This window comes from Pontibacter locisalis, from assembly GCF_042684605.1.
Lineage (GTDB): Bacteria > Bacteroidota > Bacteroidia > Cytophagales > Hymenobacteraceae > Pontibacter > Pontibacter locisalis.
Map to the genome: position 1 here is coordinate 66324 of NZ_JBHULU010000005.1, position 20369 is coordinate 86692.

A 20369-nucleotide genomic window follows, 5' to 3' on the forward strand; every position below is an offset into this window, starting at 1 on the left:
ATGCCAGCAAACGAGAAGCTGAAAGAGAAGATTTCGCACTTGCCACACAAACCCGGCATCTATAAGTTCTTCGATGATAATGGTATCATCTATGTTGGCAAAGCGGTTGATATACGAAAGCGTGTCAGCTCCTATTTCAACCGCTCTGCTCAGCATAATAAAAAAACGCTTAAGCTTGTTTCTCAGATAAAAGACATTGAGTTCACCATTGTTGATACAGAAACTGATGCTTTCCTGCTAGAGAATAATCTTATAAAGCAGTATCAGCCTAAGTACAATATCCTGCTAAAGGATGGCAAGACCTATCCTTACATTTGTGTCGTTAATGAACGCTTCCCCCGTGTTATAAGCACAAGGAATAAGCTTAATGACGGTTCCCGCTACTTTGGACCTTATCCTAGTGGCACTACGATGCATGTTGTGCTGGATCTAATCAGAACCCTTTACCCTCTGAGAACCTGCACCTACAACTTAACACCTGAGAATATCGCTGCAGGAAAGTTTAAGGTTTGCCTGGAGTATCATATTGGCAACTGCAAAGGTCCTTGCGAAGCTCTTGAAGATGAGGCTTCTTATAACCACTACATTGCACAGATCAAAAATATCTTATCTGGAAACTTATCTGTCGCGAAAACCTACTTCAAAGAGAGAATGGCAGCGGCAGCCGCTGATTATCAATATGAGGTAGCCCATCAGTTTAAGCAGAAGCTGGACCTGCTGGATGACTTTCAGGCAAAGTCTACCGTTGTAAGTAATACTCTTACCAATATTGATGTTTTTACTATTACTAGTAATGATAACTGTGCCTTTATTAATTACCTAAAGGTAATGAATGGTTCTATCATACTTACTCAATCTCTTGAGGTACAGAAGAAGTTGGATGAGGAGGATGATGATATTCTTGCATCAGTTGTTGTACAATTACGGCAGGAGTTCGAAAGTACTTCTCGGGAGGTAATAACAAACATCGATCTTGCACTTCCTTTAGATAATATTTCTGTTTCACAGCCACAGATAGGGGATAAGCGTAAGTTGATAAACCTGTCGTTAAAGAATGCTTTATACCTGAGAAAAGAGCGTGAGGGACGCCAGGAAAAGAACAAAGATCTAAGTGAGCAGCGTGAACTTAGGGTGCTTGAAACTCTTAAGAAAGATTTGCGCCTCACTGAATTGCCCCGTCAGATTGAATGTTTTGACAACTCTAATTTCCAGGGTGACAACCCTGTTGCTTCTATGGTTTGCTTCAAGAATGGTAAACCGAGTAAAAAAGACTATCGCCACTATAATATTAAAACGGTGGTGGGCCCTAATGACTATGAATCGATGTATGAGATCGTTTCACGTCGTTACCGCAGGCTGCTGAATGAAAGTCAGCCACTTCCCCAGCTTATTATCATTGACGGGGGCAAAGGGCAGTTGAGCATGGCTGTTAAAGCATTTAAGGACCTGGACATTTATGGTAAAATAGCTGTTATAGGAATAGCTAAACGTTTAGAGGAGATCTTTTACCCCGGGGATACCCTTCCCCTCTACATCGATAAGAAGTCTGAGTCTCTTAAGCTTATTCAGCGGTTGCGCAATGAAGCCCATCGTTTTGCTATTACCTTTCATCGGAGCAAGCGTGATGCAGGCACTTTAAAAACTGAATTGACTGACATCAAGGGCATAGGTCCTTCTACTGCTGAAACACTTTTGCTAAAGTATAAATCTGTAAAAAAGCTCAGGGACCTATCTCTTGAAGAATTACAGGCAGAAGTTGGTAAAGCAAAGGCTGTCATCCTATATGACCATCTACACCAGGTGAACCAATAGATCGATTATTATTATTTCAGGTACTATAAAACAGAAGAGGCGACTAATATTAGTCGCCTCTTCTGTTTTATGCTTATACAGTAACTACTTAGTAACTCCACAAGCTGTATTCATACTCTATCAAAGCTTCCATTGCTTCTTGTGCAGCAAGTAAACCTTTTTTACCACCACCATAGATATCTGCCAGACCTCTGTCGCCTGGGTTAGAAATTTTAGTGATATAAGAGCTGAACAGCCATAAGTCAAAAGCATCTGCTAAGTTTTTATGCTGCGCATCATTTTGTGCATTGTACCATATTGCAAGTTCAGGGTTATTTCTGAACACCTTTACCAAGTCACTCATTTTGAAAGAGCCTACATTCTGCTCAAACCCTAGTGGGTTTAGAGTAGCAGGAACTTTGATGCTAATGGTATGTATATCATGATACATGCGCGACCGCTTTTTATCAAACACCACATTTTCCTTTAGCTCCAGAAGATACAACTGCTTTGGGAAGTACTCATTACTTACAGGACCTGTTTCCTGAACCGCTTCTTCTCCAAGCGCGGCTCCCCAAGCATCAGCTTCCTCCTCCTCTTCCTGCTCGCCGAAACCGGCAGCAATCTCTGCATCACTTAGACCGCTTCCCTTCTCTTTTGGAGTCATGTTTTCAATGAATTCCTCACGAGTCAAAGGTGTATTAACAGAATCTGTTTTATAAGCCGTTAACTCTCCGCTCTTTACCGCATTTATTATTATTTTGGTAATCTCACGGTTCTCAGAGAACATCGGCTTATTCTGCTTTTCACGCAGATCTATCTTACGCCATACTGTTTTTTTGAACAATACATCGTGCTCTGGAATAGGTCTTGCTGATGGATTTGTTGCTTCAGCTGTCGTTGGAACCTGCTGTGCCATTGCACCTGCAGATAACATCAAGCCTGCTGCTACTCCTATAATTTTAATTAATTTCATACTTCTTGTAAGCTTCAGATTAATTCAACGGTAACGTGAAGTTATCTTCTATGTTCACATCAACTGCTGTACCTTTATAGTTCAGACGCTTTACATCTAACACTTCCATCACAACTCTGTCTCCTTTGTTTGCTTTAGCAGCAAAGCTAGATAAGTTTCCAGATGGGCCGTTGATTTCCTGCTGATCTACAAGTTGATTGTTTCTAACAAGATACGCTCTCCACTTTGTTACTCTATAACGCGCTTCGTTAGGTAATAATTGTTTGAAACCTTCATCCGGTATTGCCTGTATTTCTACTCCTCTTAAAGATGCTGCCGGAACTCCACGCTTGAAGTCTAACGGTTTTCCATTCACCAGAGCTACTAGTTCTGGCTTTGGAATCGGACGAACTTTGAATGTTTCAGATCCTATAGAGTTTCCACCGCTACTTACGTTGATTGTTACCTGTGTTGCATTAGGTATTATTGTCACCTCACCTTTCTTAGCACCTTTGATAGCAGAGCCACCACTGGCAGAGAAGCTTGGATCATAAACCGCACCTAAAGCAGGCACCTGTATATTTAACTCATTAGCAGCCTGGAAATACAATGCTTGTACAGAAGCTGACTGAACCTGGATAACAGGCTTCGCGACAACATATTCTTCTGTTACTGTGAAAGTAGTATCACGACCATTCTGGTTGATAGTTACCTGTCCTTTCCAGGTTTGCTTTGAATTTCCGTCAGCATCATAATTTGAAGCCGAAGCCACAAACTCAACCTGACCTACTCCATTCACAACCTTTACTTGCTTACCCTGGAATGACATTTTAGGAACAATGTTTTCAGAAGAAGCGGCAATGAACATATCAGCCTTGTACTTTGTACCAGCAGCTACAGTCTTAGACTCTGCACGGGCCATGGCAAATATCTTCTCGAATTTGATGATATCTGCACCTACCTGCTGCGCAAGCTTCTGTAAAGCATCTGCTTCATACTTCAGCACTTCACTTTCTTTCTGAGAAAGCACTGCCAAAGCAGCCACTAATGGTGTAGCTTCAAAATTCAGCTGAGCAAAGTCTTTATTTCTTTGCGCCTTATCTTCACTTGCCACCGGGTCTTCTTTACCGCTTAATGCTAGTTTCGCAGGCATGTCAGGATTGTAGTCCTTCATGAACTTTGCATACTGGTTAAGCTTGTCCTCCAGTTCATATGCAGCACCGTTGTTCTTGTTTGCAGCACCAATCATATTGATTGCTACAATGTCTTCAGCGCTGGGATTTGCATAGTTACCTTCTTCGTTAGTGCCGCCAGTCTTCTCAATCAGCATCTCCCTTAAGCCACGAATGTAGGAAATCACTTCTGATGTTTCCTGGCGTACTTTCTGTGCATTTGCCAGTACACGCTTGTCATTTGCCGATGGAGCTTTGTTCTCTGCAACGGCAGTTTGAATATTTGATACGACCCCGGCATTATCCGTTACTGTTTTATCATTCACAGTCTTCAAACTTTCGTCCAAGAACTGAAACTTTAACAGGATAGCCGAGCTCACTTGTAGGGCAAGAAGGGCAGTCAGTACGAGGTACATCATACCGATCATCTTCTGCCGTGGTGTCTCTTTTCCTCCAGCCATTTTATACTATATTAACTGTTGTTTTCTTGTTGATATGGAAATGAACTCAAAGATTAACCTCGCATAGCGGTTAACATGTTGCCATACACTGTGTTTAGTGAGTGTAGGTTCTGTGTTAAGCGAGATACTTCATCTTTAAACTGTGCGGTATCTTTGCTGGCATCCGTTAAATTTTCCATTGCCATGCTCAGGTTACCATAGAACTTGTTCATTGCTTTCAGGTGATTGTTAGCATCCTGAAGTTCCATTTCGTAAACAGCATTAAGAGCACCTAAGTTTCTTGTCATGTTCTGAATCTGACCATGGTACTCCTGTGCATCCACTGTTGATCCAGCCATGTGAGAAAGCGCCTCGGCAGTAGTTGCATAAGCTTTGTTCATGTTATCCAACTGATCAGCGGCTGCTCTTACACGTACTGTATAATCATTAGTAGCAGTTGTTGCCTGGCTTAAATCAGCCATTTGGGCAGCTGTGTCGCTCAACCTGTTAAGGCCTAAACCTAAGTTGTTAATTGTATCAGGAGTGATATCAGCATCACGCATCATGTCATCCAGCTTTCTTGTAAGAGATGCCCCTCCACCAGCTGTAGCAGTTGCAGGCATAAGTGCCTCTCCTGAATAATCATCAGCTAATTGTGGATACACTCTCGCCCAATCCGGATCATGCGGCTGTGGCTGGAACGCACTAAGGAAGAAGATGACAGCCTCTGTACTTAGACCAATGATCAGCATTGTGTCAGCACCTTCCCAGTGCTGGATTTTAAACAATGCACCAATAATTACTACTGCAGCACCAATGCCATAGATTTTAGGCATCAATACGTCATATAAGAAACTGCGGCCTTTTGCTTTACTCATTTTGTTTTCTGATTAAGTTGTGAACGATTGGTAATTGGGTTTGGGATTAGTGTTATTAACTACTGTTATTATTTAAGAGTAATATTCCTATCTGAACTCTCTGCCTGAAGATCTACCTAAGTATACCATAGCATTACGGAAGCCAACAAATGATCTGGCTGAATCCTGGAATTCGAAATTACGGGTACCTGTCTCCAAGAAATAAGCTATGTCTTTCCAAGAACCACCTCTGATCACTTTACGCGGCTCATTGTCATCATTGTAAACCGGGTTAAGGTCCCAAACAACTGGAACTGCCGCATCATAATAGGCGTCTTCACACCACTCTGCAACGTTACCGGCCATATCATAAAGACCAAAATCATTAGGGAAGTACTGGGCTACCGGAGCAGTATAAGAGAATCCATCGCTATAGTAGTCACCACGGCCTGGCTTAAAGTTAGCAAGAAGACATCCTTTTGCATTTCTCAAGTACGGGCCACCCCACGGGAAAACAGACATATCTCTTCCGCCTCTTGCAGCATACTCCCATTCAGCTTCTGATGGTAAACGGAACTCAGGCATTGGTGCCTGTCCATTCTCTGTACGCGCCTGGTTTTTTAGCTTTGTACGCCATTCGCTGAAGTATTTTGCAGCAAACCAGTCAACACCCACTACCGGATAATCATCGAACGCCGGGTGGGTAAAATAATATTCCATCAGCGGATCGCCCATGTGGTAAGCAAAGTCTTTTACCCAAACAGTTGTATCGGGATATAACTCAGACATTACATACTCTTCTCCAAGCACATCAATGGAATCCTCCTTCATCACATCGATAAACTGGCGGTATTCATTGTTGGTGATTTCAGTTTCATCCATATAGAAGCCACTGATTGTCACTTGCTTATTCAAGTTTGCCATAGAGGCTGCTATGTCTTGGTCTGCCTGTCCCATATGGAACGTACCTCCCGGACATGGTACCATGCCATAAGGCACTTCCTGTGAATTGTATTCTGGACGGTCTTCAGCACCCACAAGATCTCCTTGCGGCCCCCTCCTCAATCCACAGCTTGCCAGCATTACTATCGCCAGAGCGAAGGAAGACAGCTTAATTAGTTTGTTCATGATGAGTAGTAAAAAGTAAATTTTCTAGTAATATTTCTTTTAACACACTATTACGAGTGTAGCAAATATATAAGATTCCCAACCAAATAAAAAAGTATTCGATCTACTTCCTGTTTATTATTTTTCAACGGGATAACACCCTGTTTATTATCCTAATAATTCATATTTTTTTTGTGTACTTTCCTAAGACAGGCAAGTTTATTTCAGAAAGTCACTTTTTTGGATAACGTTTATTTTGTGAAGTTATACCTAGGCGTTCTTACTGGCGGGCGGAACCTTACCACAGGCTCAGGCAACCTATAGCTTAACATTACCTCATGTGAAGTAAGTGCTTTCGCATCTGGGTTGAACGTAGTAAGATCTAAAGCATATCCCACCCGTAATGCATTGTCCTGTAACAGAGCCACTCCCACTAGCGCACTAACAGCTTCTTCATAACGATAATTCACTCCGGCCCAATATTTTTCCAAGTAGGTAAAACGGGCACCAGCATCAAAAGAAATTGTTTCAGTATCATGTTTTAGTAGCACTGTAGGCGTTGCCACTAAGTCTCTTGTTAGAGGGAAGTGATAACCGGCTGTTACGTAAATATGGTTTTCTCCCAGAAGCCTTCCACTTCCGGTTCCCGCAGAATCTGCAAACTCATACTCTGATTTAAGTAAATTTGTTACCCCGCCTCCCGCATAAAAAGTTTCAGATTCATACCACAAACCAGCGCCTAAATCATATTTTGTATCAGAACTGTTATATGGAACACTCGGATCACCCGCATCATTTGCCCTGTACCGGCCCTTTTTGATGTTATTTATATTTCCCTGTACTCCTAACCCTAACTTATTTTCTCCAATTTTTACATGAAAGGAATAAGACAAGGCTGCTGTTAAAAAAGTTGTATTTCCTATCTTATCACGCATCAGGTTTATACCCACTCCTCCATGTAATAGCCTCACAGGTGTGTGTGCTGTCAGAAGTAATGTTCGTGGTGATCCACCATCATCAAAAGTAGCATCATACCCCAACCACTGATATCTATAAATTGAAAGCAACTCCGGCCTGTTTGTAATTCCGGCATAGGCAGGACTTATATACATACCATTAAATCCATAATGGGTGAATTGGGGTTGTTGCTGTGCCCAACTAAAGGACTGACAGAAGAGCATCAGCACCAGAATAGGTAGAAGCTTTCTCATAGGTTTTGGAAGAAGGCAAGATTAAGTATAAAAGGACAAAGGCCAGTGCTTTACCAAATATAGCTGTTTTACATTAAAGCGCAAAAGCTAGTATCAAAAGGATAATACTAGCTTTTGCGCTTTAATGTATGCAAAAAAGGAATAAAAGTTGCGTTATACGCTTATTTTTTTGCTTCTAATTTCTGATTCTGTATATAAACCTCTATAGCTCCGGTCATGGAAGGTGCATTTGGAAGGGGCGCTTCTACATCTAGTTCCAGACCTGCATCACGAACTGCTTTTGCCGTAGTTGGCCCGAAAGCAGCTATTCGTGTATTGTTCTGCTTGAAATCCGGGAAGTTGATAAACAACGAGCTTATACCTGAGGGACTAAAGAAAGCAATACAATCATAAGTCACATCATCTAAATCAGACAGGTCAGCAGCAACCGTTTTGTAAATTATAGCTTCCGAATGCTTTATCTTGTTTGCCTGAAGAAATTCAGGAATATCATCTTTGCGAATATTGGAGCACGGAAATAAGAACTTCTCATTCTTGTGCTTCTTGATAACCTCAAAAAGATCTTTTGCTGTTTTCTCACCTACAAAAAGCTTACGCTTACGAAGCGTTATATATTTCTGCAGGTAATACGCCGTCTGATCTGAAATACAGAAATATTTCATATCAGCAGGCATTTCTATTTTGCTCTCCTGGCAAATCCTGAAGAAATGATCCACCGCATTTCGGCTAGTGAAAATAACCGCAGTATGAGACAGGATATCAACTTTATCCTTACGAAACTCCTTAAAGGGAACTGGCTCTACTTCAATAAAGGCCCTGAAGTCTACTTTGATGTCATACTTCTCTGCAATAGACAAGTAGGGAGAGTTATCAGTTGTAGGCTGTGGCTGTGTAACCAGAATACTTTTGATAGGCAATTTGTGTCTTTCAGGGTTTGCACTTCCCTTTGCTTTACTCTCAGCCATATAAAATAATGCGATTATAAATTTTCACCCGTTGCTTCAGCTTCTTTTAATTGTGTTTTTAAAAGTTAAAAACTATCAATTTGAGGGCTATCGCAAGCGGAATTACTTCTGTGGCGCAAAGGTATGAAAATAAATGCAAATTTAGTACAGGAGCTTTTTTATTTACTGTTACAAACACCTTAAGTATAGTGATAATCAGCAATAACGAAACCAACACATTAGAAACAGTTAAAACTACTTCAGGCACCGATGCATTCATAGGCAGGTACAACAGCATTACAAATGGCAGAAAGATGCCAAGAAAAAGTATAGTTTTTATAAACTCTGCATACTGTAGCTGCACAACATCCTCCAGACCGAATATAAAGGCCATCACTTTCAGGAAAAGGTACTTTAGCAGGATAAACCCAAAAATGCAGAAGGTATATACTCCAATGCGGGTAGTAACATCGGCCTCTGAAACAGGAAAGAGACGGTTAAATAGCATTATATGCTGTACATTAGTATGTATTGCCGCTATAAGCAGCGCTAATGAAAGCGAAAAAGCAAAAACAAATAAGATACTTGACAAGGAGCCGATAGGCTTAGCAAGTACTCCCTCGTCTATCCTATTAGTGCGACTAAAAAAGCTGGCATTAAAAAGTCTGTTGAAATCTGTAGGGTAATTAACTTTTAGCCAACCATATATTAGCCCCAGCAACAGCAGAAACAATATAAAAGCGTTCTGATTTACATACTCTCTTACCCTTATGGAGAGCGGCCTCTGATCAGCCGCAACACCTTTACGGATACTTTTTATTTCATTGTAAAAGCCTTTCACATTAGGCTGCTGCGAAGGATGCCAAACAGTTAACAGGTATTTCCCCTTTATGGGTTTTACTTCATCACTTAAGCTTGAAACATCCACTTTGTAAGTCGCGGTTGAATCAGCTTTAAAGACCAGCCGGTTGTTCAGAAACAAACAAAGATCTTTTGGAGCAGTGAAGCCAATGGAGAAGGATTGTGAAGGCATTATGGACAGCCACTGATGCAATGCATTCACATCAGTATGTGCACTGGCTACGTAGGGCACCAGCTGGTTTGACTTCTCCTGGTACACCAACCAATCACCAGTTAAACTGTTCTTCTGGTCAAGAGGGAGCACTACCTGCGCATTTACCTGCACCAGCACACCAATAAACAGAAAAACGAAAAGGAAAAAGGGAAAAACAGATCTATATTTTTGATACACTCTGAGCACCACGAAATTTGTAAACACCTAAAAAAACACTTAGCGCCACTGATAAGCCTAGCAAAAACAACAACAAATTACCGTTACCCCAATCCTGGAACATTACCACAAAAAGAACAATCAGCATATTGGAAGCCATCAATGTGATAACAGTACCTATTTGCGTCAGCCCCATATCAAGCAACCTATGATGAATATGCTTCTTATCTGGCAGAAAAGGAGACTTGCCCTTTAATATTCGGATCAGCAGAACACGTATGGTATCGAAAAGGGGGACAAAAAGAATTCCTATAGCAACAGAGGGAGCAGCAGCAACGCTTCGCATCTCTATAAACTGAATTGCAAGAACAGATAAGATAAACCCACAGAGAAGGGAGCCTGTATCTCCCATAAATATAGTGGCGCGATGAAAGTTGTACCGTAAAAAGCCTGCAACTCCACCTACAAGGCAAAATGCTACAGCAGCATAGTTACCATAGGCAGCACCTCCATATAAGTAAAAGTAAATACCAAATGTACAAGCCGCTACCAAGACCAATGAGCCTGCCAGACCATCTAAACCATCTATAAGATTAATAGAATTCGTTATGCCTATTATCACCAGGAAAGTAAAGACATAACTCATGCCCACTTCCAGCTCACCTATGCCAAATATACCCTGAAAGCTGGTAATTCTTATATCAGCCATGAACATAACAACACCTGTGGCAAGCAGTTGCATCGAAAACTTTTTTAAGGCAGAGATATTAATCAGATCATCTTTAAGGCCTATAAAAAAAAGCAGCACGCAAGCGGCCAAAAGCTGCTGCACACCATTATTCAGATCCGTAAATATGGTGAGCGCTGACATAAACCCTGCAAACATAGCCCCACCACCCAGCCTTGGTGTTAGTCCCTCGTGAACGGTGCGGAGGTTCGGCTGATCAAATATATTTTTGATGTGTGCCACTCTGATAATGGAGGGAACAGCAAATATAGCAATCAGAAATGCCCAAAAAGATGCAAGTATTAGGGGTAGAATGGTTTGTTCCATAGGCTAAAACAAATAGGCACAATGGCAATCAACAGATAGGGCCACTATTAAAATCACCATAATATATTACTTTTATCAATGGAAAACCACCGTTAACTAAACATCAGGCTATTAAACTGCCTAAGAATGAAGCACCCCCTGCATTTGCAGCATGCTAATCTCTATCAGATGCTCCTCAGTTATTGAATCAGGCACAAACACAAACTTCTTATCAAAGATCTGCTTTTCTATATAATAACTTACCCAATATTCATTATTGATGTGAAATATAGCCGGATCTATTGGCTCAATCTTTACAAAGCTCTTTGCCTCTACTCGCTCAAACATATGCCGTAGCACAGATGTCTTCACTTCATTCCCCTCCATTACCCCATAGCCCTTAGAGGTAACTAACACATTTTCGAGGGGGTGAGGGTTCTTATTAAGAAGGTACACATTCCAAACAGGCTCTCCTAACTCATTCTCTTTTGTAGCAATGGCCAAAGAAATACCTTCTACTGTCCCAAAATCAATATCTTTCTTCATTTGCCGCTTCTATTATTTCTCCTTCAAATAAGGACGCAATTTGCTTTTTAAGCTTTTGTTCTACTTCTTCAATTGCCACTTCTCTGCCCAGCTCTTTCGCAAGTGAAGTTACTTGCTTATCAGATATGCCACAAGGCACTATGTTATTAAAGTAGTCCAGGTCTGGATTGATGTTGAAAGCAAAGCCATGCATCGTAACCCAGCGGCTGCACTTTACTCCCATTGCGCAGATTTTTCTAGGGTTGATCTGCTCCTTGTAGTCAAGCCACACGCCAGTTAATCCATTAATTCTTCCGGCTTCTACGCCATATTCCGCTAAAGTCAGAATTACCGCTTCCTCCAGGTACCGCAGGTATTTATGTATATCTGTAAAGAAGTTTTCTAAATCCAGAATAGGATATCCCACGAGTTGTCCGGGCCCATGATAAGTGATATCCCCGCCTCGGTTTATCTTGTAGTAAGTAGCACCTTTGGCTTTTAAACCCTCATCGTTTAGCAGCAGGTGCTCTTCATGGCCGCTTTTACCCAGGGTGTACACGTGAGGGTGCGAGCAAAACAAAAGGTAATTAGGAGTAGCATGTTGCTCTTCCGCAGTTGCTCTGCGGTTCTGCACCTTTAGGTCCAGAATACTTGTAAAAAGTTTATCCTGGTAGTCCCAAGCTTGTTTATAATCAATTAGCCCGAGATCCTCAAACTGAATCTTCTTATTTTTCGCCACGTGTAAGCTTATTCTTCTGAAAATTTATTTCTAAGGTAATCTATATTATCTGTGGCATTTGTGTCCACATCGTTCAACTCAGCAAGATACACTGAAATCCAGTCAAACATATGCACAAGGTAAAACACCTGCTCCAGAAAGGTAGCACCTAACGCCTTTATTTCAAGCACGTTCTCCACCTTTTGAGCAAAAACCTTTTTACAAAAGTCCATGCCTAAATGTACACGAGGATGATCATAATCAGATTTGATCAGCAGGATGACCAGGTGCTTTAAAAGTTGCTCCGGGTGCTGAAATCCTTCGATCTCATTATGGCTCATCTCCGGAAATACATTAACATGACACAGCTGTTTTGAGTTCGTATTGATTTGCTGCTGTAACCGAAGCGCAACCGGCTCAAACAGGTTTCCAGCATAAATAGCCGGAAGTTTACCTGCTAAGGCACTTGCCAGCGCACTGGCCTGTACTTTAATACTTCCTGCCTGCTCCTCAAGCAGACTGATACTTTGCTCCAGCTCTACCTTAAAATCATCACGAAGCAGGCCTGCGTAATATAGCATGTACAGCATTTGCACGAAACTGTACATGAAGTGGGCTCGAGACAACTCAGAGGAAGCAGGCAAGAGAATGAGTGGCAGTTCATTTTGATGCGCAATATGCAATAATTCACCACCAGAGGTTATAAAACAAACAGTGGCTTTACTGTCGATAGCTGCTTTTAATCCTGCTATAACTTCTTCGGTGTTTCCCGAGAAGGAAGCTGCAATGTAAAGTGTCTCAGAATCAACGAACGCAGGGGATACATAATTTTTCCTGACAAGCACAGGTACACGGATTTTATCTGCCACATAAGTCTGCACCAGGTTTGCGGCAACACCAGAGGCCCCCATTCCTGCGATTACAACATTCTTGTACTTTACTGCCGGAAATGTAAGAGTGGAGCTCTTACCTAACTCAACCGCACGCCGCAGTTGCTGCACAAAACCTTCTATGAGTTGTTTCATAGTCTCTGAGATTACGTAAGACCCACAAAGTCTTAATTTGATGCAAATTACATGTTTAATATGGCTTCACAAACAAATACGCACTTACATACAGGGCAACAGGGAGAGCAGGTTGCAGCTCAATACCTGCTACAAAAGGGCTATATTCTGCTACACCGGAATTACAGGTACAGGCGATCCGAAGTAGACATTATTGCAAAAAAGAACCACATGCTAGTATTTATCGAAGTAAAAACCAGAACTACAGATATTTATGGATACCCGGAAGAGGCCGTTAACAATAAAAAGGAGAGAATGCTGCTAAAGGCCGCAGATCAATACATTCATGCTACCTCGTGGCAGCATGAGATTAGGTTCGATATAATTTCCATCACGCTTACCAAACCCATAACCATCCATCATATAGAGGATGCTTTTCATTAACGCTGCGCAGCCTGAGAGCGTTTATCAAACTTATCCTTTTCAAAAATCAGCGTACCGTGGCGGTCATATTCTTTAATAAGATAGGGCTCGAATTCTTTGTCATAGGCTGTTTCAGGATATTGATATTCAAAATGCCTGCGACCACGGAAATCATAATGCTTTACCCACACACCAACCTTGCGCCCCTTTTCGTATTGCCCGATCCACTCTACCTGGCCATTCTCGTAAAAGCGGTAATAGGTACCCTGTACTTCCCCATACTCATAAGGCAGTACCTCCTTCAGCTTTTTACCTTCGCCATCATAGTAAGTAACCTTCGCATCGCGTGGAAAGCCCTTTTCAAAATGAGTTTTATCCAGTAGTATGCCCTCTTCGCCTCTTCTGTAACGTTCCCAGCGAAGGTGTTTGGTGCCAACGTAATAATACCCTTCCTCAATTACCTGCCCATCAATCTTCTTTTCGTAGGGGCCATGCAGCACTTTATATCTGCCAGGTTCCTTTTCTTCGCTGCCAGAGCGGTGCAGTGCCCGCTTCTTGGTATCATAATAATATTTCAGGGGCGCGTAGGGATTTGGTTCCTCATACTCATCCAGGAAGCTGAAAGTCTCAACTGTTTCGCGGCTACCACGGCCTGACTTAACAAAGGCACGCTTTACCTTATAGCCAAGAAAATACTTTTTATTCCGTTTCTTTTTGCGCTTACGTTCCTTTTCTTCCACTTCACCTTCCATTGCTACTGTAGGTGCAGTGCTGTCGGCAGAGGCAATGGCATTTGTAGTAGCTCCATCTTTCACCCGTGCCTGGCTCAGGTTATAGTCACTGTTCCATTTTGGCTGTCCACAACCACCCAGGAACAACAGGCCTGTACCTGCCACAAAAAATAATGCTAACCGGAGCGTATGCTTCATTTTGGTCTTAACTCTGAGATCAAGTGAATAAGCAGAAAACAGCCTGCAAATAACAATCTATATAACGTAAAGATGCGCATTTATCATATAAGCACCAACAGGATAATAGCTCCTATAACTCTACCGGCAAGGGTATAGTTTCATCGGGAAAGGGGTATAAAATCAAAGAGGCAGCCCCCTTACCGGGTAGCTGCCTCTTGCTGTAGGTATAAATTAATCGAAACTATTCTTTATCAATCAGCTCGAAACTACGCTTCACAAATGCTGTAAGCGAAGCACCGGACAACATGTTCTGCGACAGCAAGGCAAGATCAAATGCCTGACGTGCAATTCGTCCCCGGTTCTCTTCTTTCGCATGAAGAATACGCTGGCTCAGGCTATGGTTCGCATTGATAGTAACATTGTATGTGTCTGGCATATCGCCCATAAACATCATACCGCCGCCACCTGCTTTACTCATATCCTTCATACGGCGCATAAATTCAGGCAGCGTGATGATTACCGGAGCATCATCCGGAGACATTGGAGCTACCTCCACCATCATATTCTTATTATCGATGGCTTTTTCATAAACCTCCTTCAGGCTTTCCTTCTCTTTATCGTTCAGAACACTATCTTTTGTCTCGTCACGCTCAATCAGCTTATCAACTGTCTCAGAGTCAACCCGCTTCAGTGTAGTTTTCTCTAGCTTCTGCTCAAGTAAGCCAATAAAGTGGCTGTCTATTAAAGAATCCAGCTTCAGTACGTCATAACCTCGGTTTTTAGCTGCCTCAACAAAAGCATGCTGTTTCTCCTCATCTGTTGTGTAAAGCAAAACTAACTGATCGCTCTTATTCGTCTGGTTTGCCTGCGTAAGCGCCTTATACTCATCTATAGTATAATACTTATTGTCTACGCTTTGCAGCAGCACGAAGTCTTTCGCCTTTTCGTAGAACTTGTCATCGCTCAGCATGCCATACTTCACAAACACATTGATGTCTTCCCAGCTTGTTTCGAAAGCAGCTCTGTCCTTCTTAAAGATCTCATTCAGCTTGTCGGCTACCTTCTTCGTGATGTAGGTGTTAATCTTCTTAACACTGGAGTCAGCCTGGAGGAAAGAACGGCTTACGTTCAGAGGAATATCCGGCGAGTCGATAACACCGTGCAACAGCATCAGGAATTCCGGCACTACATCCTTCACCTCATCTGTGATGAACACCTGGCGCGAGTATAGCTGTATCTTGTTTCGCTGCAGCTCAAAGTCGTTCTTGATCTTCGGGAAGTACAGTATACCTGTCAGGTTGAACGGGTAATCAACATTCAGGTGGATCCAGAACAACGGCGGCTCAGAGAAAGGATAAAGCTCTTTATAGAAGTTCCTGTAATCCTCATCAGTTAACTCTGACGGCTGCTTCGTCCAGATTGGGTTAGGGTTATTGATAACTTCTCCCTCGAACTCCACCGGTACTGGCAGGAACTTACAGTACTTCTCCAGAATTGTTTTAATACGTGCTGCTTCCAGAAACTCTTCAGAATCTGAATTTACGTTCAGGATAACATTTGTTCCTCTCGTTTCTTTATGCGCAGGGGCAATAGCGAACTCGGTGCTACCATCGCAGCTCCAGTGTGCCGGCTCTGCACCCTCTTTGTAAGACTTTGTAACTATCTCGACCCGATCTGCCACCATGAAGGCAGAATAGAAGCCAAGACCAAACTGACCAATAATCTGATCTTTGTCGCCACCAGTCTCCTTATAGCGCTCCACAAATTCAGTTGCACCGGAAAAAGCAATCTGGTTAATATACTTCTTGATCTCTTCGGCAGTCATACCGATACCATGATCAGAAATTGTGATCGTACGCGCGTCCTTGTCAACAGCCACTTTAACTGCCAGGTCTCCCAGGTCGCCTTTGTACTCACCAATAGCCGCTAAGCGCTTTATCTTTTGCGTAGCATCCACGGCATTACTCACCAGCTCACGCACAAAGATCTCGTGATCAGAGTATAAAAACTTCTTAATGATCGGGAAAATATTCTCGGTGTGAATCGAAATACTACCTCTTTCTTCCATATTTATACTTTAAGTTTTATGAATCCCATTTATTAAATGACCTCCCGGCCTGTGCTGTGGCTTTCAAATCTTGTTCCATTACTGTAAAGCAGCTGTTTCTGTGACAGGTTGTCAGAAAAAGGAGAGATTTAATCGCCAGCTGCTGTCGTTTAGTTCATCTTTTTTCACTATAATTGGCATAACTATAGCAGCACACATGCTGATGATTTCACAATAATTGCTTAAAATGCAACATTGTTGAAATTATATTGTACCTGTTAGGGTTCTATATAGAATAAAGTGCATCGTTATCTGAGACATATCGCTGTTTTTCTGCTCCTGCTCTTCTTTAGAGTAATGGTGCCGGATACGTTATTGCTCCAGCTACACCCGCACACCCATACTGTACATACCGAACATTCGGATAATCATAAAGCGCAGGTAGGGCAAAAGCATAAACACTGCCCTGTCGAAGACTTATTTGGGGCTCCGTTTCAGGCAGCCGCCACTCCCGCTGATTTTACCCCTGTAACACATGCTGCCACCTACGCTGTACACTATAACAGCATATGGCTTGGTGTTGCTCTCTTTAACACTTCTCTCAGAGGCCCTCCGGTGGCTTAACTTTAGTTAGACTGCACTTAACGCTGACCTATACAGGCATGGCTGATTGTGCACTATTGTCTTACCTATTTCGGCTCCTTAAAGCTAAGCGTCTGCTTTTGGCATTGTGTTAGCTACAGAAGGAGTTACCAACTGCTTTTCAGTTGCTTATAATTAGTATTGCTAAAACTGAAGTTGTGTTTACATTTAGTAAAGTCAAATATATTCTGTTGCAGACTTTTATAGCCTTGGCTATAGGGTTCCAACCTCTGCAGGCTCAATTTATGCCTGACTCTATGCCTGAAGCTCCGGATGAGCAGGACTGCGGCCTTACCATTTCAGGCAAGGTGTTGGATCATGACAGCCGCGTTCCTTTGGTAGGGGCCACTGTTTCTATACCTAAGTTGCAAAGAGCAACAGTAGCAGATGAATACGGAAATTATCATTTTCATCATCTCTGCCAGGGCTCCTATACATTGAAGGTGACCTATTTGGGATATGAGGAGGAGACTTTTTCTGTAAAAATCACTTCTTCAACTGTTCGTGACCTGCAGCTGCATGTTGATAGCCGGCAATTAAGCCAAGTAGAGGTTATTGGCAACCGCCTTTCTGAAGAGGCGCAGTCATCAGGCACGATATCTGGTCGTGAGTTGGAAGCAACGAGAGGCCTTTCGCTAGGCGAGTCTATTAAGAACATTTCTGGGATGTCTACCATTCAGACCGGCCCTACCATTTCAAAACCTGTCATTCATGGCCTGCACAGTAATCGCATCCTTATACTTAATAACGGCGTGCGGCATGAAGGACAGCAATGGGGTGCAGAGCATGCCCCGGAAATAGACCCTTTTGCAGCCTCTGAAATAAAAGTGGTGAAAGGAGCTGCCGGAGTACGTTATGGTGCTGATGCTATTGGTGGTGTGGTACTCGTTGAACCCGCTCCTCTGCGCGATTGTGTTGGTGTAAACGGCGAGCTGAACCTGCTTGGCACAACAAACAACAGGCAAGGTGCTGTTTCTGCTACTGTAGACGGAAAAGCAGCAAAGCTGCCTGCCCTTAGCTGGCGTTTGCAGGGTACACTCAAGCGCGCTGGCAATGCCCGTACTGCTGATTACTATCTTCAGAATACAGGTTTTAGCGAGGCTAATTTCTCTGGAGCTTTAGGGTATAAGAAAGAAAATTTTGGTGCGGAGGTATTCTACAGTCAGTTTAATACGCGGTTGGGAATTCTGAAAGCTGCCCACATCGGAAACTTGACTGACTTGTACAATGCCATAGCCCGCGACAGGCCAGAGCAGACCAGCTACGATTTTAGTTATACTATAGAACGACCTTTCCAGGACGTGACACACCACCTGCTTAAAACCAAAGCCTACCTTAACACAGGAGATGCCGGCAAGTTGGAATTTGTGTATGGCTTTCAGCGAAACATCCGGGAAGAGTATGATGCCCATCGCGCATCAGGCACTAACCCAGAACTAACGCTTGACATTACCACGCACACCACAGAAACTGTTTGGGAGCACGCTCCATTAGGTAACTTCTCAGGGTCTGCCGGGATTAGCACCATCTATCAGAATAATATCTACAGTGGGCGCTACTTTATCCCCTATTTCCGAAACTTTACAGCTGGTGCTTTTATCATTGAGAAGTGGCGGAAGGATAAATTACAATTGGAAGGAGGTGTTCGTTATGACTTTAAAAAGCTAAATATAACTAAGCGTGAGCGAAACGCTGACATTATTCGCCCGGAGTATAATTTCAATAACATATCTGGTACCTTGGGCGCTTTATATGATGTTGGTTACCACCTTACATTTGGGTTAAGTGCAACCTCTGCCTGGAGAGCGCCGGGTGCCAACGAATTGTTCAGCGACGGAGTACATCACGGCTCTGCAAGCTATGAGCGCGGCGACCGCAATCTGAATGCTGAGCAGGCATATAACTTTGAGGCTTCTGTGAACTACTATGGAAACCAGCGCCTGAACGGTAAGCTTAGCCTGTACAACAACTTTATTAACGACTACATTTACCTGGCACCTGTGCAGCCAGCCACACTAACTATTCGTGGAGCTTTTCCAACTTTTGAGTATAAACAAGCCGATGCCGTTTTCAAAGGCGTAGATCTTGATTTAGAATATAGGTTTACTCCAAACTTGTACCTGGAGTCCAGAACCTCAATTGTAAGAGCTACTAACAAAGATCTGGATGACCACTTGGTAGGAGTACCAGCCGATAGATATAATAACATGCTACGTTTTGAGCCTGGTACTATTGGTAATATAAAAAGCCTTACTGACACTTATGTTGCCCTAGGTGGTACCTATGTGGCAGAGCAGACAAGAGTACCTACCAAGGCAGAGCAGGACTACATGGCACCTCCTGCCGGCGCTTTTTTGCTAAACATGGAGTTGGGCACTACAGTACATTTCGGGAAGCAACCGGTTGAGTTTGGCATTACCGGTAATAATCTGCTGAATACCTCTTACCGCGATTACCTGAACAGATTCCGATATTTTGCAGACGACATAGGTCGGATGCTACTGTTCAGGGTAAAAGTGCCGCTTAGTCTAGGCGGCAATAAATAATTTTACTCCTAATTCATCCTTAATTTTTTTATTAAATCTATTTTTAATTTTTTATCAACAATGAAAAAACTATTCAGACCACACCTGACTTTTGTACTCTTGGGAGCTTTACTGACATTCTCTTCCTGCGATGACCATGGTGATGAGCCACACGATCATGAGGAAGAGTTAATCACAACGCTGACGCTTACTATGACTCCACAAAACGGGGGTACGCCAATCACTGCCACTTTCAGAGATCTGGATGGAGATGGTGGTCAACCTCCTGTTATGACGCCGACACAAGTTGTACTGAATGCCAACACACATTATATTACAAGAATTACTGTACTTGACGAGTCTAATGGCACAGAGGATATTACAACTGAAATTAGAGCAGAGGGCGACGAGCACGAGTTTTTCTTTGTTCCATCTCCTGCCGATCTGTTAACAGTTACAAAAACAGACCGCGACAGCAAGGACCTTCCTATAGGCTTGGAAGGCACTATTCATACAGGAACGGCCAAAACAGGAACGCTCCGTGTTGTGTTAAAGCATCAACCTGGGCTAAAGAATGCCACTAGCACTATCACAACCGGTGAGACGGACGCTGATGTAACTTTCAATATTCAGGTTCAATAGCATATAGATACTTCATAATAATAAAAAGCGGGCAGAAATTTCTGCCCGCTTTTTATTATTATGAAGTCCCGTCCTAAAATAGGTTGACACTTAAAACAACCTATTATGGAAAAAGCAGCAGAGAAAAAAAGCAAGCGCAGTCAGCGCGATTATCCCTTAGGCTTTAAACTACAAGTGGTAACTGAGGTAGA

18 protein-coding genes are annotated in these 20369 nt (G+C 42.7%); 5 read left to right on the forward strand and 13 right to left on the reverse strand.

The annotated features are described in order from the left end of the window. A complete protein-coding gene (uvrC, locus tag ACFSRY_RS04965; RefSeq protein ID WP_377503664.1) occupies positions 1-1812 on the forward strand; it encodes an excinuclease ABC subunit UvrC in 1812 nt (603 codons plus the stop codon). Between the two features lie 88 nt (positions 1813-1900). Here uvrC and porN read toward each other — a convergent pair whose 3' ends face one another. From porN to ACFSRY_RS05020, 11 genes are all read right to left on the reverse strand, one after another. Beyond that, entirely contained in the window at positions 1901-2767 is an 867-nt protein-coding gene (porN, locus tag ACFSRY_RS04970) for a type IX secretion system ring subunit PorN/GldN (RefSeq protein WP_377503665.1), read from the reverse strand. Between the two features lie 19 nt (positions 2768-2786). After that, a complete protein-coding gene (gene porM, locus ACFSRY_RS04975; protein WP_377503666.1) occupies positions 2787-4379 on the reverse strand; it encodes a type IX secretion system motor protein PorM/GldM in 1593 nt (530 codons plus the stop codon). 53 nt (positions 4380-4432) lie between these two features. After that, positions 4433-5236, reverse strand: coding sequence for a type IX secretion system motor protein PorL/GldL (gene porL / locus ACFSRY_RS04980; protein ID WP_377503667.1), 804 nt, complete (start codon positions 5234-5236; stop codon positions 4433-4435). Positions 5237-5323: 87 nt separating this feature from the next. Continuing rightward, positions 5324-6343, reverse strand: a complete 1020-nt coding sequence (porK, locus tag ACFSRY_RS04985) for a T9SS ring complex lipoprotein PorK/GldK (protein WP_377503668.1) — start codon at positions 6341-6343, stop codon at positions 5324-5326. Between the two features lie 230 nt (positions 6344-6573). Then, entirely contained in the window at positions 6574-7533 is a 960-nt protein-coding gene (locus tag ACFSRY_RS04990; RefSeq protein WP_377503669.1) for a PorP/SprF family type IX secretion system membrane protein, read from the reverse strand. A 161-nt stretch (positions 7534-7694) separates the two neighbouring features. Next, positions 7695-8498: a uroporphyrinogen-III synthase gene (locus ACFSRY_RS04995; RefSeq protein ID WP_377503670.1), complete on the reverse strand. Its 804-nt coding sequence runs from the start codon at positions 8496-8498 to the stop codon at positions 7695-7697. Between the two features lie 58 nt (positions 8499-8556). Beyond that, on the reverse strand, positions 8557-9756 hold the full coding sequence (locus ACFSRY_RS05000) for a DUF4271 domain-containing protein (RefSeq protein WP_377503671.1): 1200 nt from the start codon (positions 9754-9756) through the stop codon (positions 8557-8559). Next, complete coding sequence (locus tag ACFSRY_RS05005; RefSeq protein WP_377503672.1) at positions 9713-10762, reverse strand: MraY family glycosyltransferase; 1050 nt, start codon at positions 10760-10762, stop codon at positions 9713-9715. The genes ACFSRY_RS05000 and ACFSRY_RS05005 overlap by 44 nt, the downstream gene beginning before the upstream one ends. Positions 10763-10882: 120 nt before the next feature. Then, entirely contained in the window at positions 10883-11287 is a 405-nt protein-coding gene (locus tag ACFSRY_RS05010) for a hypothetical protein (protein WP_377503673.1), read from the reverse strand. Continuing rightward, positions 11271-12005: a lipoyl(octanoyl) transferase LipB gene (gene lipB, locus ACFSRY_RS05015; protein WP_377503674.1), complete on the reverse strand. Its 735-nt coding sequence runs from the start codon at positions 12003-12005 to the stop codon at positions 11271-11273. The genes ACFSRY_RS05010 and lipB overlap by 17 nt, the downstream gene beginning before the upstream one ends. Before the next feature lie 8 nt (positions 12006-12013). Beyond that, positions 12014-13009 (reverse strand): bifunctional phosphoglucose/phosphomannose isomerase, encoded by a 996-nt coding sequence (locus tag ACFSRY_RS05020; RefSeq protein ID WP_377503675.1) that lies wholly within the window; start codon positions 13007-13009, stop codon positions 12014-12016. A 60-nt stretch (positions 13010-13069) separates the two neighbouring features. On the opposite strand from ACFSRY_RS05020, the gene ACFSRY_RS05025 reads away from it, so the two are divergent. After that, positions 13070-13432 carry a YraN family protein gene (locus ACFSRY_RS05025; protein WP_377503676.1) on the forward strand — a complete coding sequence of 121 codons (363 nt, stop codon included), beginning with the start codon at positions 13070-13072 and terminating at the stop codon, positions 13430-13432. Here ACFSRY_RS05025 and ACFSRY_RS05030 read toward each other — a convergent pair. Together ACFSRY_RS05030 and htpG are read right to left on the reverse strand one after the other, a co-directional pair. Then, complete coding sequence (locus ACFSRY_RS05030) at positions 13429-14340, reverse strand: toxin-antitoxin system YwqK family antitoxin (RefSeq protein ID WP_377503677.1); 912 nt, start codon at positions 14338-14340, stop codon at positions 13429-13431. The two genes, ACFSRY_RS05025 and ACFSRY_RS05030, sit on opposite strands and share 4 nt — an antisense overlap. Positions 14341-14563: 223 nt before the next feature. Further along, complete coding sequence (gene htpG / locus ACFSRY_RS05035) at positions 14564-16390, reverse strand: molecular chaperone HtpG (RefSeq protein WP_377503678.1); 1827 nt, start codon at positions 16388-16390, stop codon at positions 14564-14566. Positions 16391-16669: 279 nt separating this feature from the next. Between htpG and ACFSRY_RS05040 the strand changes: the two genes are divergently transcribed. The 3 genes from ACFSRY_RS05040 to ACFSRY_RS05050 all read left to right on the forward strand — a co-directional run bounded on the left by ACFSRY_RS05040 (position 16670) and on the right by ACFSRY_RS05050 (position 20178). Beyond that, on the forward strand, positions 16670-16993 hold the full coding sequence (locus ACFSRY_RS05040) for a hypothetical protein (RefSeq protein WP_377503679.1): 324 nt from the start codon (positions 16670-16672) through the stop codon (positions 16991-16993). A gap of 227 nt (positions 16994-17220) precedes the next feature. Beyond that, the gene (locus ACFSRY_RS05045) at positions 17221-19557 is read left to right on the forward strand and encodes a TonB-dependent receptor (protein WP_377503680.1); all 2337 of its coding nucleotides are present in this window, start codon (positions 17221-17223) and stop codon (positions 19555-19557) included. A gap of 60 nt (positions 19558-19617) precedes the next feature. Further along, positions 19618-20178 carry a hypothetical protein gene (locus ACFSRY_RS05050; protein ID WP_377503681.1) on the forward strand — a complete coding sequence of 187 codons (561 nt, stop codon included), beginning with the start codon at positions 19618-19620 and terminating at the stop codon, positions 20176-20178. The last annotated feature ends 191 nt before the right edge of the window (positions 20179-20369 follow it).